This window comes from Candidatus Dechloromonas phosphoritropha (assembly GCA_016722705.1).
Taxonomy (GTDB): domain Bacteria; phylum Pseudomonadota; class Gammaproteobacteria; order Burkholderiales; family Rhodocyclaceae; genus Azonexus; species Azonexus phosphoritrophus.
The window spans coordinates 600,284-615,189 of the sequence record JADKGN010000004.1; the positions used below are offsets into that span (position 1 = coordinate 600,284).

General features: G+C 59.7%; 23 protein-coding genes. 6 read left to right on the forward strand and 17 right to left on the reverse strand.

What is annotated here, in order from left to right; translation table 11 throughout:
• Positions 1-48: 48 nt before the first annotated feature.
• The 5 genes from IPP03_08440 to IPP03_08460 all read right to left on the reverse strand — a co-directional run bounded on the left by IPP03_08440 (position 49) and on the right by IPP03_08460 (position 3,751).
• Positions 49-1,230, reverse strand: coding sequence for an acetyl-CoA C-acyltransferase family protein (locus IPP03_08440; GenBank protein MBL0352674.1), 1,182 nt, complete (start codon positions 1,228-1,230; stop codon positions 49-51).
• 25 nt (positions 1,231-1,255) lie between these two features.
• The gene (locus tag IPP03_08445) at positions 1,256-2,179 is read right to left on the reverse strand and encodes a CobD/CbiB family protein (GenBank protein ID MBL0352675.1); all 924 of its coding nucleotides are present in this window, start codon (positions 2,177-2,179) and stop codon (positions 1,256-1,258) included.
• Between the two features lie 64 nt (positions 2,180-2,243).
• Positions 2,244-2,837 (reverse strand): CoA pyrophosphatase, encoded by a 594-nt coding sequence (locus IPP03_08450; GenBank protein ID MBL0352676.1) that lies wholly within the window; start codon positions 2,835-2,837, stop codon positions 2,244-2,246.
• The gene (locus tag IPP03_08455) at positions 2,834-3,091 is read right to left on the reverse strand and encodes a hypothetical protein (GenBank protein ID MBL0352677.1); all 258 of its coding nucleotides are present in this window, start codon (positions 3,089-3,091) and stop codon (positions 2,834-2,836) included. The genes IPP03_08450 and IPP03_08455 overlap by 4 nt, the downstream gene beginning before the upstream one ends.
• 9 nt (positions 3,092-3,100) lie before the next feature.
• Positions 3,101-3,751 carry a TIGR02281 family clan AA aspartic protease gene (locus IPP03_08460; GenBank protein MBL0352678.1) on the reverse strand — a complete coding sequence of 217 codons (651 nt, stop codon included), beginning with the start codon at positions 3,749-3,751 and terminating at the stop codon, positions 3,101-3,103.
• Between the two features lie 10 nt (positions 3,752-3,761).
• On the opposite strand from IPP03_08460, the gene IPP03_08465 reads away from it, so the two are divergent.
• Entirely contained in the window at positions 3,762-4,502 is a 741-nt protein-coding gene (locus IPP03_08465) for a type 1 glutamine amidotransferase (GenBank protein ID MBL0352679.1), read from the forward strand.
• A gap of 101 nt (positions 4,503-4,603) precedes the next feature.
• Here IPP03_08465 and IPP03_08470 read toward each other — a convergent pair whose 3' ends face one another.
• The 7 genes from IPP03_08470 to IPP03_08500 form a co-directional block, all read right to left on the reverse strand.
• Positions 4,604-5,098: a YajQ family cyclic di-GMP-binding protein gene (locus tag IPP03_08470; GenBank protein ID MBL0352680.1), complete on the reverse strand. Its 495-nt coding sequence runs from the start codon at positions 5,096-5,098 to the stop codon at positions 4,604-4,606.
• A 5-nt stretch (positions 5,099-5,103) separates the two neighbouring features.
• Positions 5,104-5,415 carry a pyrimidine/purine nucleoside phosphorylase gene (locus IPP03_08475; protein MBL0352681.1) on the reverse strand — a complete coding sequence of 104 codons (312 nt, stop codon included), beginning with the start codon at positions 5,413-5,415 and terminating at the stop codon, positions 5,104-5,106.
• A complete protein-coding gene (locus IPP03_08480; protein MBL0352682.1) occupies positions 5,416-5,640 on the reverse strand; it encodes a DUF2788 domain-containing protein in 225 nt (74 codons plus the stop codon).
• A 3-nt stretch (positions 5,641-5,643) separates the two neighbouring features.
• Positions 5,644-6,879: an argininosuccinate synthase gene (locus IPP03_08485; GenBank protein MBL0352683.1), complete on the reverse strand. Its 1,236-nt coding sequence runs from the start codon at positions 6,877-6,879 to the stop codon at positions 5,644-5,646.
• Positions 6,880-6,889: 10 nt separating this feature from the next.
• On the reverse strand, positions 6,890-7,813 hold the full coding sequence (gene argF, locus IPP03_08490; GenBank protein ID MBL0352684.1) for an ornithine carbamoyltransferase: 924 nt from the start codon (positions 7,811-7,813) through the stop codon (positions 6,890-6,892).
• Position 7,814: 1 nt separating this feature from the next.
• Positions 7,815-8,987 carry an aspartate aminotransferase family protein gene (locus IPP03_08495; GenBank protein MBL0352685.1) on the reverse strand — a complete coding sequence of 391 codons (1,173 nt, stop codon included), beginning with the start codon at positions 8,985-8,987 and terminating at the stop codon, positions 7,815-7,817.
• Positions 8,988-9,198: 211 nt separating this feature from the next.
• Positions 9,199-9,399 carry a hypothetical protein gene (locus IPP03_08500; protein ID MBL0352686.1) on the reverse strand — a complete coding sequence of 67 codons (201 nt, stop codon included), beginning with the start codon at positions 9,397-9,399 and terminating at the stop codon, positions 9,199-9,201.
• A 319-nt stretch (positions 9,400-9,718) separates the two neighbouring features.
• Between IPP03_08500 and IPP03_08505 the strand changes: the two genes are divergently transcribed.
• The gene (locus IPP03_08505; protein ID MBL0352687.1) at positions 9,719-10,018 is read left to right on the forward strand and encodes a DUF3579 domain-containing protein; all 300 of its coding nucleotides are present in this window, start codon (positions 9,719-9,721) and stop codon (positions 10,016-10,018) included.
• A 14-nt stretch (positions 10,019-10,032) separates the two neighbouring features.
• Here IPP03_08505 and IPP03_08510 read toward each other — a convergent pair whose 3' ends face one another.
• The 5 genes from IPP03_08510 to IPP03_08530 form a co-directional block, all read right to left on the reverse strand.
• Positions 10,033-10,269, reverse strand: coding sequence for a hypothetical protein (locus tag IPP03_08510; GenBank protein ID MBL0352688.1), 237 nt, complete (start codon positions 10,267-10,269; stop codon positions 10,033-10,035).
• Between the two features lie 59 nt (positions 10,270-10,328).
• Entirely contained in the window at positions 10,329-10,559 is a 231-nt protein-coding gene (locus IPP03_08515; GenBank protein ID MBL0352689.1) for a hypothetical protein, read from the reverse strand.
• Entirely contained in the window at positions 10,546-10,872 is a 327-nt protein-coding gene (locus IPP03_08520; protein ID MBL0352690.1) for a hypothetical protein, read from the reverse strand. The genes IPP03_08515 and IPP03_08520 overlap by 14 nt, the downstream gene beginning before the upstream one ends.
• Before the next feature lie 110 nt (positions 10,873-10,982).
• Positions 10,983-11,252 carry a 30S ribosomal protein S20 gene (gene rpsT / locus IPP03_08525; GenBank protein ID MBL0352691.1) on the reverse strand — a complete coding sequence of 90 codons (270 nt, stop codon included), beginning with the start codon at positions 11,250-11,252 and terminating at the stop codon, positions 10,983-10,985.
• An 88-nt stretch (positions 11,253-11,340) separates the two neighbouring features.
• Positions 11,341-11,994 carry an energy transducer TonB gene (locus tag IPP03_08530; protein MBL0352692.1) on the reverse strand — a complete coding sequence of 218 codons (654 nt, stop codon included), beginning with the start codon at positions 11,992-11,994 and terminating at the stop codon, positions 11,341-11,343.
• 120 nt (positions 11,995-12,114) lie between these two features.
• Between IPP03_08530 and IPP03_08535 the strand changes: the two genes are divergently transcribed.
• From IPP03_08535 to IPP03_08550, 4 genes are read left to right on the forward strand one after another with little or no spacing between them, the layout of a single operon-like run.
• A complete protein-coding gene (locus tag IPP03_08535) occupies positions 12,115-12,696 on the forward strand; it encodes a GspH/FimT family pseudopilin (GenBank protein ID MBL0352693.1) in 582 nt (193 codons plus the stop codon).
• Positions 12,693-13,208 (forward strand): type IV pilus modification protein PilV, encoded by a 516-nt coding sequence (gene pilV, locus IPP03_08540; GenBank protein MBL0352694.1) that lies wholly within the window; start codon positions 12,693-12,695, stop codon positions 13,206-13,208. Before IPP03_08535 ends, pilV begins: the two co-directional genes overlap by 4 nt.
• On the forward strand, positions 13,205-14,272 hold the full coding sequence (locus IPP03_08545) for a PilW family protein (protein MBL0352695.1): 1,068 nt from the start codon (positions 13,205-13,207) through the stop codon (positions 14,270-14,272). The genes pilV and IPP03_08545 overlap by 4 nt, the downstream gene beginning before the upstream one ends.
• Positions 14,273-14,884 carry a hypothetical protein gene (locus IPP03_08550; GenBank protein ID MBL0352696.1) on the forward strand — a complete coding sequence of 204 codons (612 nt, stop codon included), beginning with the start codon at positions 14,273-14,275 and terminating at the stop codon, positions 14,882-14,884. It begins immediately after the preceding gene.
• The last annotated feature ends 22 nt before the right edge of the window (positions 14,885-14,906 follow it).

The following is a 14,906-nucleotide window of genomic DNA, read 5'->3' on the forward strand; positions in this document are numbered from 1 at the left end:
CCCGCCGGAGCGCTCCGGCGGGTTTTATCGGTTGCCGCGCTGAAGCGATCAGGCGCGTTCGAAGATAGCCGCGATACCCTGTCCACCGCCGATGCACATGGTGACGAGGCAATACTTGCCGCCGACACGCTCCAGCTCGTACAGAGCCTTGGTGGCGATGAAGGCGCCGGAACAGCCGATCGGGTGGCCGAGGGCGATGGCGCCACCGTTCGGGTTGGTCTTGGCCGGATCGAGGCCGAGCACCTTGGATACGGTCAGGGCCTGAGCGGCAAACGCTTCGTTGGATTCGATGACATCCATCTGGTCCAGCGTCAGGCCGGCCTTCTTGAGCGCCAGCCTGGTCGCCGGGATCGGACCTTCGCCCATGATTTCGTTCGGCACGCCGGCGACGGCGTAGGAGACAATGCGGGCCATCGCCTTGTGGCCAGCCTTGGCGGCAACGTCGGCAGCAGCCAGCACGAAGAAAGCGGCGCCGTCGTTGATACCGGAGGCGTTACCGGCGGTAACGGTGCCGTCCTTCTTGAACGCCGGCTTCATCTTGGCCAGGGTTTCCATGGTCGTACCACGCTTCGGGTGCTCGTCGGTATCGAACACGACTTCGCCCTTGCGCGTCTGCTTGACGATCGGAATGATCTGCGACTTGAAGTGGCCGGCATCGATGGCCGCGGCGGCACGACGCTGCGACTCGACCGCGAGGGCATCCTGCTGCTCACGCGTGAAGCCGTGCTTGGCGGCGAGGTTCTCGGCGGTGATCCCCATGTGACCGACACCGAACGGGTCGGTCAGCACGGCAACCATCGAGTCGATTGCCTTGGTGTCACCCATGCGGGCGCCTGAACGCAGCGCCGGCAGCAGGTAAGCTCCCTTGGACATGACTTCGACGCCGCCGCCGATACCGTAGTCGGCATCGCCGAGCATCAGGTTCTGAGCGGTCGTGACGATGCCCTGCAGGCCGGAAGCGCACAGGCGGGAAACCTGCATGGCGACGGAATCCATCGCCAGGCCAGCCTGGATCGAGGCGACGCGGGAAATGTAGGCGTAGCGCGAATCGGTTGGTATCGTCGTACCGACGGTGACGTAGTTGATGGCCAGGGGATCGACACCCGAACGGACAACCGCTTCCTTCATGACAATACCGGCCAGCTCAGTGGGCTCGATATCGGCCAGGGAGCCACCAAAGGTACCGATCGGGGAACGAACTGCACTCAGAACGACAACATCTCTGCTCATGTGTAAACCTCCTGTTAGAAATTATTCAGCCCGCCAACCTGGCAAGCCCCAACAAAAACAGCAACAGCATCCACAGAACCGTGGCGCGCCAGACGAGTCCGACGGCACTCTGCATGGAATCGGCATCGGCTGGGTCGCCGAGACCAAGTTCCACGCCACCTGCCATCTCGACGCCCTCGGCGGCCGGCGGACCAAGCTGGACGCCCAGCGCTCCGGCACCACTGGCAAGGACGATGCCGATATCACGATCCCGCCATTGACCAGCCTGGGTGCGCCAGCAATATACCGCGTCCTCGAAATCGCCGACGATGGCAAAGGCCGACGCCGTTGCCCGTAACGGCAACCAGTCGATGATACCGAAAACTTGCCGGGAAAACGTCGGGAAATTGCCTTCCGTTACGGTATTTTCACGCTTCCAGCGTGCCTGAACGATATGCGCCAGACGATAGAGCACGGCCCCCGAGGGCCCGGGCAGCAGCACGAAGCAAACAATCACGCCGAACACGTGGCGATGCGAGGCCACCATGGCCACTTCGATCGACTGCCGCGCAATCTCCCGCGAACTCAGTCCGTCGGCCGGATGTCCCAGCCAATCGCCGAGCAGATGCCGGGCGCGCGGCAGGTCGTCCAGTTGCAGCGCGATGAGGATTGCGCTGAAATGATGGCTGAACTGCCGAAAGCCCATGGTCAGGTAGAGAGCGCCGACATTGAGCAACCAGCCGAGGAGCGGACTGATCGAATAGAGAAAACCATGGAGCACCGCGACCAGAATCACCGGCAGCGCAACGGCAAGGCACCAGGCAATCACGCCATGCGCGTATTCGCCGGCATCGAAACGGGCTCCGATGAAGTCGGCCCAGGCCTGCAGTGGCTTTTCCACGACACGGCGGTAGTTCAGCGGCTGCAGCTGCTCGATGAGAAGGACCGCAATCAGCGAGAGAAAACTCATGGGGGGCCGGGAATCGCCGTGTCCGGCGGGTGTCGTTGCGCAAGGACGCCACCATACCACATGCTCAGGCGGCCTGCAGATCGAGCCGTTCGCTCAGCGAGCGGATCATTCCGGCGGTGGCGCCCCAGATAAAATAGTTCCGGTAGGGCATCGCAAAGAAGTGGCGTAAGGCGCCACGGTAGTACAGCGAATGGCGCTTGTGATTGGCCGGGTCGAGCAGGAAGGCGAGCGGCACCTCGAAGACTTCCGCCACTTCGAACGGATCAGGCACCAGTACGAATGGCGGGGTCACCAGGGCGACCACCGGGGTCACCCGGAAACCGGTGCCAGTATGGTACTCGGGCAGAAAACCGAGGATCTCGACGTGCTCGCGGGCAAGGCCGATTTCCTCCTCGGTCTCGCGCAACGCGGCATGAACCGGCGAGGGGTCGCCAGCCTCAATGCGGCCGCCGGGAAAGCTGATCTGCCCGGCATGGTCCCGAAGATGGGCGGTACGTTGCGTGAGCAGCACCGTCTGACCGCCGGCACGCTGGACAATCGGAAAAAGAACCGCAGCGGGGGTCAGTTCGGTGAATTCATCGCCTGCTTCCTGCACAAAATTGCCGCTTGCCGGGTCCCTGAACAGAGTGGCGCGCAGACGTTCAAGATCGAAGCTCATGCAGTTTCGGCATCATCCTCGATTTCCGCATGGACTGCCGCCAGGGCATCCTGCAAGGTTTCCTCGGAAAGATCGTTGAGCGACGTCGCGACCATGTCGGCAGCCTCGACGGCGCCCACCGGCAGTTGCTTGCTGTCGAGACTGGCGATCAGCGCCGCCGAGGCCCCCGCCACGCGCAGTATCGCCTGACGTTCGCCCATCAGCATTTCTACTTCGCGGCGCAGCAAGGCAATTTCCTGATCACGGTGCGGCATCCTGCTCTCCTAAAATCGTTTCCTGAGTGTCATGGTACTGCCATCGCGCTGCATTTCCATCCGGTTCAGAAAAGTCATGCCGAGCAGGGCCATGGGCATCTCCGTCTGATGGATCAGCGCGTCCACGTTGTGCAAGGTCACATCGCCGATGCGCACGGTATCCAGTTGCACCTTGCTCACCATGCTCTGGCCGTTGGCGGTCTGCGTCATGCCCTTCTGGCCACGGTTGAAATCGAGGCCGATCCGGCGCGCATCGCTCGCACCCAGCGAGACCATCGTCGCGCCGGTGTCCACCAGAAAACGCACGGTAGCACCGTTCACACTGCCGGTGACATAGAAGTGACCCTGGTTGTCCGCCGTCATGACGATCGTTCCCGAGCCATCCGCCGGCGCGGCGCCGATGGCATGCTGCCCGATGCGCAACGGACGCTTCCTGCCGCCGATCTCGACGACCGCCTGATCGCCCTGAACCGAAATCACCTTGACACCAGCGAGCGACTGACCGACCGCGACCGCCTGTGGCTCACCGCCATCGACCATTAGCATCGCCCTGCTCCCCATGACGCCGGCAAGACCGACCTCCTGTGCGGCGAGGCTCCCCGAAACCAGGCACAGCGCCAGGGCAAGGAGCGTAAAATGGAGCGTCGATTTTCCGGGCATTTCCCCATTCATGCTACCTGTTGCCATCTTCCGCCACGCTCCCGTTGAAGGTCCCGGTTATTTTGCCATATTCCTCGAACAGCACGGGATTCCCTGGCGCCTGATCGCCATCGATGAGGGTGACGCAGTGCCCGTTGTCCCCCAAGGGGACTTCCTTCGGGGCGCGGTCGACGGCTTTTCCGGCCTCTGTTTCATGGGCGGCCCGATGAGCGTCAATGACCCGCTGCCGTGGATAGCGCCTGTCTGCACCCTGATCCGCGATGCCGTCGCCCGGGATGTGCCAGTCATCGGCCACTGCCTCGGCGGGCAGTTGATGAGCAAGGCGCTCGGCGGCGAGGTGACGCCGAATCCGGTCAGGGAAATTGGCTGGGGCAAAGCCGCCGGCGAAGACAACATGACGGCGCGGGCATGGCTGGGGCCTTATGCCGGAAAATCGGGCACCGTGTTCCACTGGCACGGCGAAACCTTCAGCATCCCGCCCGGCGCCACCCGGCTGCTGACCAGCATGCACTGTGCCAACCAGATGTTCGCGCTCGGTCCCCACCTTGCCATGCAGTGCCATGTCGAGATGACGCCGGAGATGATCGCCGCCTGGTGCGGGAAATGGGGCGGCGAAGCCCTTGCCCGGACCGATCGCCCGAGCGTCCAGCCGCCCGAAGTCATGCTTCGGGAAATCCCCGAACGCCTGCCGGAGATGCGCCGGTTGTCGGAACAGGTTTACTCGGTCTGGATTCACGGGCTCGCCCGCTGAAAAGGCGTCAGGGCAGCCGAAGCCGCCCTCATTTTTTGCCCGTTTTCCCGGTTGACCGCGCCTCGCTCAGGAAGTCCCCTTGGGAGGCGGCGGCAATGTGCTCAATCCCTGAAATTGCCGGCGCGGATCGGAAAATCGACGATTTCCTTGCGGATCAGCGCGATGCATTCCTGCAGATCGTCGCGCTTGGCGCCCTGGACCCGCACCGCGTCGCCCTGGATCGAAGCCTGCACCTTGAGCTTGCCATCCTTGATCAGCTTGACGATCTTCTTGGCCATCTCGGACTCGATGCCCAGCTTGATTTTCAGATCCTGCTTGACCTTGTTGCCGGAAATCTTCTGCACCGCCTGGTGATCGAGGCGCTTGGTGCTCTCGGCTTCCTTCTTCTCCATCGCCGGGAACAGGATGTCCTTGATCTGGTCGAGCTGGAAATCGGAATCGCCGTGCAGCGTGATGATCTTGTCCTTCTCGTTCAGCTCGACCTTGGCCGAGGTACCCTTGAAGTCGTAGCGGTTGTCGATCTGGCGCGAGGCGACATCGACGGCGTTCTTCAACGCAACCATGTCGGCCTCGGAAGTAAAGTCAAAACTTGGCATGGCGATTATCCAAAGTGGCAGACGTAATGGTAGGGCTCGTCGCAGGCGATTTCGAAGCTGGAATCACCCGGCACGGAGAACGACTCGCCGTCGCCCAGGGGCTTCCAGTCGCTTTCGCCCTTGAGCCTGACGCGGCAAGAACCGCCGACACCTTCCATGATTTCCGGCGCGCCGGTATTGAAGGTCAGGGAGGACGGCAGGATGACGCCTACCGTCTTCCTCGTGCCGTCGACCAGAACTACCGTGTGGCTGACGCACTTTCCGTCGAAATAGACATTGGCCTGCTTGACCACGGAAACATTATCGAATTGCGACATCTAGATACCCCAGAGTTTCTGAATGACAGCCTTGGCGACAAAGCCGACCATGCCGAAGGCCAGCACGAAGAAGAGCACGAAAGTGCCCATCTTGCCGGCTTTCGACTTCCAGGCGATCTCGCCGATGATGAAAAGCATGAACAGGATGAACGCGCCGACCCCCCAGGTTGCGCCGAAGTCCGCAAGCTGTTCCTCGGTAAAACCGAAAAGGGTGCCGCTTTCCATCGCCTATGCCTGACCCTTGCGCGCACGCAGGTTGGCGGCGATACGCATGCGCAGCGCGTTAAGCTTGATGAAACCGCCCGCATCGCGCTGGTCGAAAGCGCCGGCATCGTCCTCGAAGGTGGCAATGGTCGGATCGAACAGCGAATCGCTCGGTGAATCGCGGCCGACGACGATGACATTGCCCTTGTACAGCTTGACGCGGACAAAGCCATTGACAACACTTTGCGTGTGGTCGATCAGCACCTGCAACGCCTCGCGCTCTGGGCTCCACCAGTAGCCGTTGTAGACTAGGCTGGCGTAACGCGGCATCAGATCGTCCTTGAGGTGGGCGACCTCGCGGTCGAGGCAGACCGACTCGATAGCGCGATGGGCGCGCAGCATGATCGTTCCGCCCGGTGTCTCGTAGCAGCCGCGCGACTTCATGCCGACGTAGCGGTTCTCGACGAGGTCGAGACGGCCGATGCCGTGCTTGCCGCCGAGTTCGTTCAGTTTCGCCAGCACCTCGGCCGGGCTCATGCGCATACCGTTCAGCGCAACGATGTCGCCCTTCTCGTAGTCGAGGTCGAGGTATTCGGCCTGGTCAGGTGCGGCTTCCGGCGAGACCGTCCACCGCCACATCAACTCCTCGGCCTCGGCCGCCGGGTTTTCCAGATGACGGCCCTCGTAGGAAATGTGCAGCAGATTGGCATCCATCGAGTACGGCGAACCACCCTGCTTGTGCTTCATGTCGACCGGGATGCCATGCCGCTCGGCGTAGGCCATCAGCTTTTCGCGCGATAGCAGGTCCCATTCACGCCACGGCGCGATGACCTTGATGCCTGGCTTGAGCGCGTAGGCGCCGAGTTCGAAACGTACCTGGTCGTTGCCCTTGCCGGTCGCGCCGTGGCAGATGGCGTCGGCGCCGGTGGCGTTGACGATCTCGATCAGGCGCTTGGCGATCAGCGGCCGGGCAATCGACGTGCCGAGCAGGTATTCGCCCTCATAGACGGCGTTGCAGCGGAACATCGGGAAGACGAAGTCGCGGACGAACTCCTCGCGCAGGTCATCGATGAAGATGTTCTCGGGCCGGATGCCGCACTGCAGCGCCTTGGCGCGCGCCGGTTCCAGCTCCTCGCCCTGGCCGAGGTCGGCGGTAAAGGTCACCACTTCGCACTGGTAGGTATCCTGCAGCCATTTGAGGATTACCGAGGTATCCAACCCACCGGAATAGGCCAGCACTGCTTTCTTGACATCGCTCATTTCTGTTCCCTTACTTCGTTTCGATCCTGCCGAGGAGCAGGTATTCCATCAACGCTTTCTGCACATGCAGGCGGTTCTCGGCCTCGTCCCAGACCACCGATTGCGGACCGTCGATCACCTCGGCGGTGACTTCCTCGCCGCGATGCGCCGGCAGGCAGTGCATGAACAGAGCATTGTCATGCGCCGCCCGCATCATCTCGCCATCGACTTGCCAGTCGGCGAAGGCCTTGATCCTTTGCTCGTTTTCCGCCTCGAAGCCCATCGAGGTCCACACATCGGTATTTACCAGGTCGGCACTGCGGCAGGCATCCATCGGGTCCGCAAAAACCTCGAAATGCGAGTGATCGACCACGCCGATCTGGTCCGGCTTGATCTCGTAACCCGGCGGCGTCGATACATTGACCTTGAAATCCAGCACCTCGGCGGCCTGCAGCCAGGTATTGCACATGTTGTTGGCATCGCCGACCCAGGCCACGGTCTTGCCCTGGATGCAGCCGCGATGCTCGATGTACGTGCAGATATCTGCCAGGATCTGGCACGGATGGTATTCGTTGGTCAGGCCGTTGATCACCGGCACGCGCGAATTCGCGGCGAAGCGCTCGATGATTTCCTGCTCGAAGGTGCGGATCATCACCAGGTCGCTCATGCGCGAGATCACTTGTGCCGCATCCTCGACCGATTCACCGCGCCCCAGTTGTGAATCGCGCGTATTCAGATAGATCGCCGAACCGCCCAGTTGCTGCACGCCGGCCTCGAAGGACAGGCGCGTGCGCGTGCTCGCCTTCTCAAAGATCATCACCAGCGTGCGGTCGCAGAGCGGCCAGTGCTTGCGGTAGGACTTGAATTCGTTCTTGATCCAGCGCGTGCGCTCATAAACGTATTCGAACTCGTCGCGCGTGAAATCCCGGAACTGCAGAAAGTGTTTGATCGCCATGTCAGGACGCCAGGAAATCCCGGATCAGCGGAGCACTGCGGTCGACCAGCTCTTTGGCCTCATTTTCACCGAAGATCAGCGGCGGCAGCAGCCGGATGACCTTGTCTGCCGTCACGTTAATCAGCAACCCGGCGGCCAGCGCCTTGCCTACCAGCTCGCCGCACGGGCGATCGAGTTCGATACCGATCATCAGGCCGTAGCCACGAATCTCGACGACGCCCCTGACGCCGGCCAGCGCCTCGGCGAACAGCTTGCGGATCAGTGCACCGACACATTCCGCCCGCGCCATCAGGCCATCCTGCTCGATGGTGGCGATCGTCGTCAGCGCCGCTGCGCACGCCAGCGGATTACCGCCGAAGGTAGAGCCGTGCTTGCCCGGTTCGAACAGTCCGGTGGCCCTGCCCCCGGCCATGCAGGCGCCAATTGGCACACCCGAACCGAGGCCCTTGGCCAGCGTCACGATATCCGGCCGGATGCCGGCATGCTGGTAGCCGAACCACTTGCCGGTACGCGCCATTCCGCACTGTACCTCGTCGCAGATCAGCAGCCAGCCCTGCTCGGTGCACAGCTGGCGCAGCCCCTTCTGGAATTCGAGCGAAGCGAGATTGATGCCGCCCTCGCCCTGAATGATTTCCAGCATCACCGCGACGATGTTCTTGTTGTGCCTGGCAATCGCCTTGATCGCCTCGAGATCGTCATACGGCACGCGCACGAAGCCGGAGACGAGCGGCTCGAAACCCGCCTGCGCCTTGCGGTTGCCGGTGGCCGAAAGCGTTGCCATCGTCCGCCCGTGAAAGGCCTTTTCCATGACGATGATGGTCGGCGTGCCGATGCCCTTCTTGTGCCCGTAATAGCGCGCCAGCTTGATCGCCGCTTCATTGGCTTCACAACCGGAATTGCAGAAGAAGATTTCCTGCATCCCCGACAATTCCGCCAGCCGGTCGGAGAGTTCCTCCTGCTCGCGGATGCGATAGAGGTTGGATGTATGCAGCAGGCGCCCGGCCTGGGCGGCGATCGCCGATACCAGCCGCGGATGGGCATGGCCGAGCGTCGAAACTGCAATCCCCGACAATGCGTCCAGGTACTCCCTGCCCTCGCTATCGGTAATCCGGCACCCCTGACCGTGGCTGAACGCCACCGGCAGCCGGGCATAGGTATTCATCACATGCGACATCGGACAACCCCAGAAAACGAAAACGGCGGACATTGCCGCCGGAACCGACCGCAACCCCGACGGCAGGCTGACACCGAAAAGGGTTGCGAAGATGAGAATGTTAAGCCAAAAACAATGCCTTGTATAGAAGACTAACCGGTCAAACCTCACCAAGACACGACGGCAAAAAGGCCATTCTCCTCGACGGCCACCGAATCGATGGCCCGCTGGTTCAGATCGGGTTCGCGCAGTGCAACGACCGGCGAATCAGCAACGGCTTCCGCATGCAAGACCAAGGAAAATGGTTCAGGACACCCCGCGCGCGAACCCAGTCGCGTAACCGTTGCTGGTGTTCGCCAATAATCGGCAGCAGCGCGATCCGCTCCACGGCGACCATTCCATCGACTATCTTGTGTCGAAGCATCGCTTCCACGAAAGGCCCGCCTTTGTCCCGACCACCAAGATTTCCTACTGATCGGTAACCGCCGCCGCAAGACAAGCCTCGGCCCACGCATTCATCAGGTGCTCCTGCTCCTCAAGACATGGCTGATCAATCTCTTGATGCGTTGTCATGGAATACCCCGTGAGTTCCCGCAGCATTGCGTTGCACCATCATGCACCGTGGCGGGTGCGAAGCGATATCGTTTCGCCGAGCGGCCCGACCGTTCCATCAAGTCACGCCGCAGCTTCGGCGCTTCTGCTAGAATGCCTTGGAAACGAGGTCGCAACGCCTTACCCAGCATAGTGGAACAATGACAAACCAAGAATCGACCACCTTCGTAATCGTCGGCCTGACGACGCAAGGACGCAAGTTTCGCCCCAGCGACTGGGCAGAACGCCTGTGTGGCGTCATGTCCGCCTTCGGCGCCGAGCGCAAGATGAAGTACTCGCCCTACGTCGGCCCCGGTGACTACAACGGCGAAAAAGCAGTGTTCGTCGATGGTCGCCTCAGCGAAATCGAGCCTATGGCCTACCGTTTCATGCTCAACTTCGCTCAGGACAACGACCTGCAGATCATCGACGGCGTCTGCTCGCTGGACGACCGGAAGTAACGCGGCAATCGGGTTCAGGACAAGCTGCGCGCCCGAATCCACTCGCTTAGACGTTTCTTTTGATCGTAGGCAATCGAAAGCAGCGCAACCCGTTCCTCAACGATGCCACCATCCACAATTCCGTGACGGAGCATCGCTTCGCCAAACGGCCAGTCTTTATCTCGACCAGCCGCCAGTTTGGATGCCGCGAGATCATGTGGCTCAAGGCAGTAACCAATTTTCAGATCGATGTTTTCGTTCTGAATCCTCACCAGGCGTCCGCCCAACCTGGCGGAAGAATGGAAGTTTCCGGACCAACCCCTTGGGCGTACTAGCCAAATCGTTCATCAAACGGTGAAAGCTCCCCGATCGCACCATCGATCACATCGGCGAGATCCGGACGATGCAGCGGATAACAATCAGCCTCCCGCGACTGCAGCAGAACCGCTGGTGCATCGGGCGCCGCACCAAGAATGGATTGGCTACGTAGCACCACGATTTCGCACTGATCGGTAACCGCTGCCGCAGCGCGAATCAAATGTTCAAGTTCACTGCGCTTCATGATCGTTACGCCATTGTTTCAGGCAGGCAAAACGTTCCCGATTGGTCAAAACGCCAGCAAATGGCGACGATTGGCGCAACGCGGCTGCCCGCTGCGAATCCTCAACGGCAACCGAAAGGCAAGCCTCGATTCCCTGATTCATCAGGCGCTCCCACTCCTCAAGATAAGGCTGGGAAGCAACGCACACCGTCCGGCCCCACCGCGCCAGCGTCAGTCTGGCCTTTTCGAACAAGGCGGGATCACGCATGACCCGCTCCGCGACCAAGCGATGCAGCGCGAGACTACGCTGATCAATCTCCTGATGAGTTCTCATGGAATGCCTCCGAATATTTTGGCGATTTGGCTTGGCAAGATATTCCATGCGCACTGTAGCAAAAACAAAAGGCACCCGCAGGTGCCTTTCAATTTTGTGCCGGGCAAGGATCAGGCAGCAGCCAGCGCCTTGATCTGGGCCGACAGGCGGCTCTTGGTACGCGACGCCTTGTTCTTGTGGACGATCTTCTTGTCGGTGATGCGATCGAGGATGGCAACGGACTGCTGGAAGACGCCCTGAGCGGCGGCCTTGTCGCCGGCTTCGATGGCTTGGCGCACGCGCTTGATCGCGGTGCGCAGGCTCGAACGTTGACTGGTGTTGTGGGAGCGCTGTTTGTCAGCTTGACGGGCACGCTTGCGGGCTTGTGCGCTATTGGCCATATTATGAATTCCGAGAAAAAGCTAAAGAAGAAAATTATAGGGCATGATATCAAGTTTGAGCAAGCCCGAAACTGATTTTCCATACTCTTCAACGCCATGCCCGCTCTCTGGCCGAACTTGGGTTCCCCAAAATCTCGTCATTGCTCGGCGCGGAAAACCGTATTCTCAAACGGCTTCTTACGTTCAACCCACCGACCATGCCCGGCTCGTATTTGGCACCCTTGAAGGCCGCTATCATTTTGTCGACCAGGAATTTCGGCAAAGTCGATTCCGCGACCAGGACATCATCCACGCCCCCGTCCGAGGAGATGAGAACGATGATCTCCGCCTCACCGACCAAGCCCAGCATCCCTTCAAAATTTGCGCTCGTATCGACGCTTCCAATCAACTTGGGAATTCTATCCAGGCGACTACGCGGCAAGTAATCATCGACAGACAATCGCACGACAGGCTTTTGCTCATCCTCGCCCGACAAACTTTTTGCTTCCTGCCCAACTTCCCTGTTCGTAGCGTGCCCTTCCTCGGGTTCGGGGGCAACCAACAAACTCTCCGGCCCTGCATCAGGCAATGCTGAAACAAGAGCGGGTGATTGCAACAAAGTTGCCTGGAGAGGGAAGTTTGCGGTGCCTGTTTGCAAATCACCAATACCTGGAGAAACCGGGTAGCCTGCCAGCAGTATCAATGTGACGTGGGCGATCAGGGAAAGCGCCAGACAGACAAACAACGAAAATCGATTGGACATGCAGCAATTCTAAGTAGGTTTCGTCGTTGTCGTCCGCCGCTCCGGCACCGTTCGTCGGATTGGCACACCCTCTGATCTCTCCTGACAGGCAAGTAATGCCACAACAGTTAATATGAGTCCATGAATAATTTTGCCAATACGAAACCTCTCAAGCACAGCGGATTCACCCTGCTGGAATTGCTGATTGTCGTTACCATTGTGGCAATTCTGGGGATGATTGCCATTCCCAGTTTTCGGACGCTGCTGCTCAACAACCGCCTGGCGACGGCGACCAACGACCTGCTGACCGACCTCGCCTTGGCGCGCTCCGAGTCTTCCCGCCTGGGCAAGCGCGTCACTTTGTGCATCAGTGCCGATGGTGCAGCGTGTGAGACCGGCTCGGCATGGCAAAACGGCCGGATGATCTTTGTTGACGAAAGCACTTCCGGAACCGTGGGCGAGGTCGATTCCGGAGAAACGGTGCTCCGTGTAACACCAGCCGACACCCAGAGCAGCGTCACCATTACCGCAGCCGGCTTCACCAATTCTGCGGGAGCGGCAACAAGCAACTATATCCAATATCGCCCGACAGGCGCCCTTAATTCGACGACTATCGGTACATTCGCACTTTGCGATGATCGAACAGGCAACTTTGGCCGAATAATTGAGGTTAGTTCAACCGGGCGAGCCTCCCTGAAATCATCTACGGCCAGTTGCCCATGAGAACTGAAATTTCATCAAATCGCGGTTTCTCCATGATTGAGGTCATGGTGACCATTGTCGTCGTTGCATTCGGGCTTCTCGGGCTTGCCAGCCTTGTCTTGCGCGGATTGCAGGCTGGCGCGGACTCACAGTTCCGGACGATTGCAATCAAACAGACCTACGACATGGCGGACCGCATGCGTGGCAACCCAGTTGATGCCAAGTCCGACAAATATGATGGAATCCTCCCCAGTGGATCCCCCTCGTGTTCGACTCTTCTGACTGCCATCAAAGGAGGCGGCATTCCGGTGGTTACAACTTCGAGCACCACCCCTCCATCCTGCTCTGGCACCGGGGTCGCGTTCGATAGCAGTTGCTGGCAACGCGCCAACATGACGGAATTGCCCATGGGCGCCGGCGCAGTATGTAAAGACAAGACCGCAAATTCAAACTGGTACGCGATTATCGTGTCCTGGGACGAGAATCGCAGCGGTGCTGCAAACAAATCCTTCTGGATCACCTTCGAACCATGATTGCCTCCTCTCCACGCTCGAACTCCAGGCAGCGCGGTCTGACGCTCGTTGAACTGCTGATTGCCCTGACCATAGGCCTGTTTGTCGTTGGCGCCATCGGTGTGCTTTATGTCAACACCCGCAACGGCTTTAATTATGCTAATGAAGTGGCGCGCATTCAGGAAGTCGGGCGCTTCGCGCTGGAAACCATGAACCGGGACATCCGGATGGCCGGATACAACGGTTGCAGTCGATCTGTCGTCACGTCCAACATCATCAGCAATGGAAGTTCCAACCCGTTGCTGGACATCGCAACGCCGATTCGTGGCTACGAAGGAGGTGTTGATACGCTCCCATCCGTACTGAGCGGCGCCGGAGCTATAAGTGGAACTGACGCACTGATTCTCATGGGCGGCAGTGGCAGCGGCGAGATGGTCGTTCAATCGCATGATCCCGCCGCTGCCCAGATTAAAACTCTCGGGCATTCGGTGAAGTCTGGTGAGCTTTTAATGATAACCGACTGCTCAAAGGCCTCCATGTTTCAGGCAAGCGCCGTGGCGGCCGACATTATTGAGCATGATGCCGGCGGCAGCCCCGGCAACTGCTCCCAATACCTTGGTGTCACCTGCCCATCATCCGGCGCAGCCGCTTCCTACGTTTACAAACCCGGATCATCAATGATGCGTGTGTTCTCGAACGCCTATTTCATTGCGGATTCTGTGTCCAACCCCGGTACGCGCTCGCTTTATGCATTGGCGCTGGAAGGGACCAACGGCACCTCGACCAAACGTGAATTGCTGAACAACGTCGAAGACATGCAAATTCTCTACGGCGTCGATAGCGACGGTAACGGAACCGTCGATAGTTATGTCACTGCATCGGGCGTAGCAAATTGGTCCAGTGTCATCTCGGTCAAGATAGAACTGCTCGTCCGTTCCTCTGGGGCCAACGTTTCCACCGGTAGCCAAACCTATACTTTTATGACAGAGCCCGGCGACACCGCGGAATACGAAGTGACCCCTTCAGACCGAATTTTGCGGCGGGTGTTTAGCGAAACGGCTGTCGCCCGTAACCGAACCTATTAAATGCCCGCCATGAAAATTGCCCCAAAATTCAGGTCGACCGCGACAACCAGGCAGCGGGGTTTTGTCATGGTTACGGCAATCATGTTGCTCGTGATTCTCACCTTGGTCGTACTATCCCTGATGCGCACCAGCATTCTTGAAGAACGCATGGTCGGCAGCCACCGGGACTGGAACAACGCCTTTCAGGCTGCGGAGAGTGCGCTAAGGGATGCCGAGAGAGAGATCCTGACCGGCTCGCGGGTCAACGGACTCACAGGGTTCGTCAGCGATTGCGGTGCGGATGGCTTGTGTTTGCCAAATGTCTGTCCGTCCAGCACTGACTGTGCACCCCTATGGGTCAAGTTGGTCAAGACTGATGCTGCCTGGAAATCAGGGACAGGCGCTTCGAAAAGCGTTTCTTATGGCACCTACACAAACGCCGTCGCACTTCCCGGATTCCCTGCGCCGCCACGTTACATCATCGAAGGCCTGACCGTGCCGGGTGCCTCGGGCTCACTCAAGGTAAATCCCGGCGGCTCGGGCAGCAATACCGTTTATCGCGTTACAGCAGTCGGGTTCGGGCTGAATCCCAGTAGCCGCGTCATGCTGCAATCATTGATTCGCCCCAATTGACCCAAGCTTTTTCACAGGATCG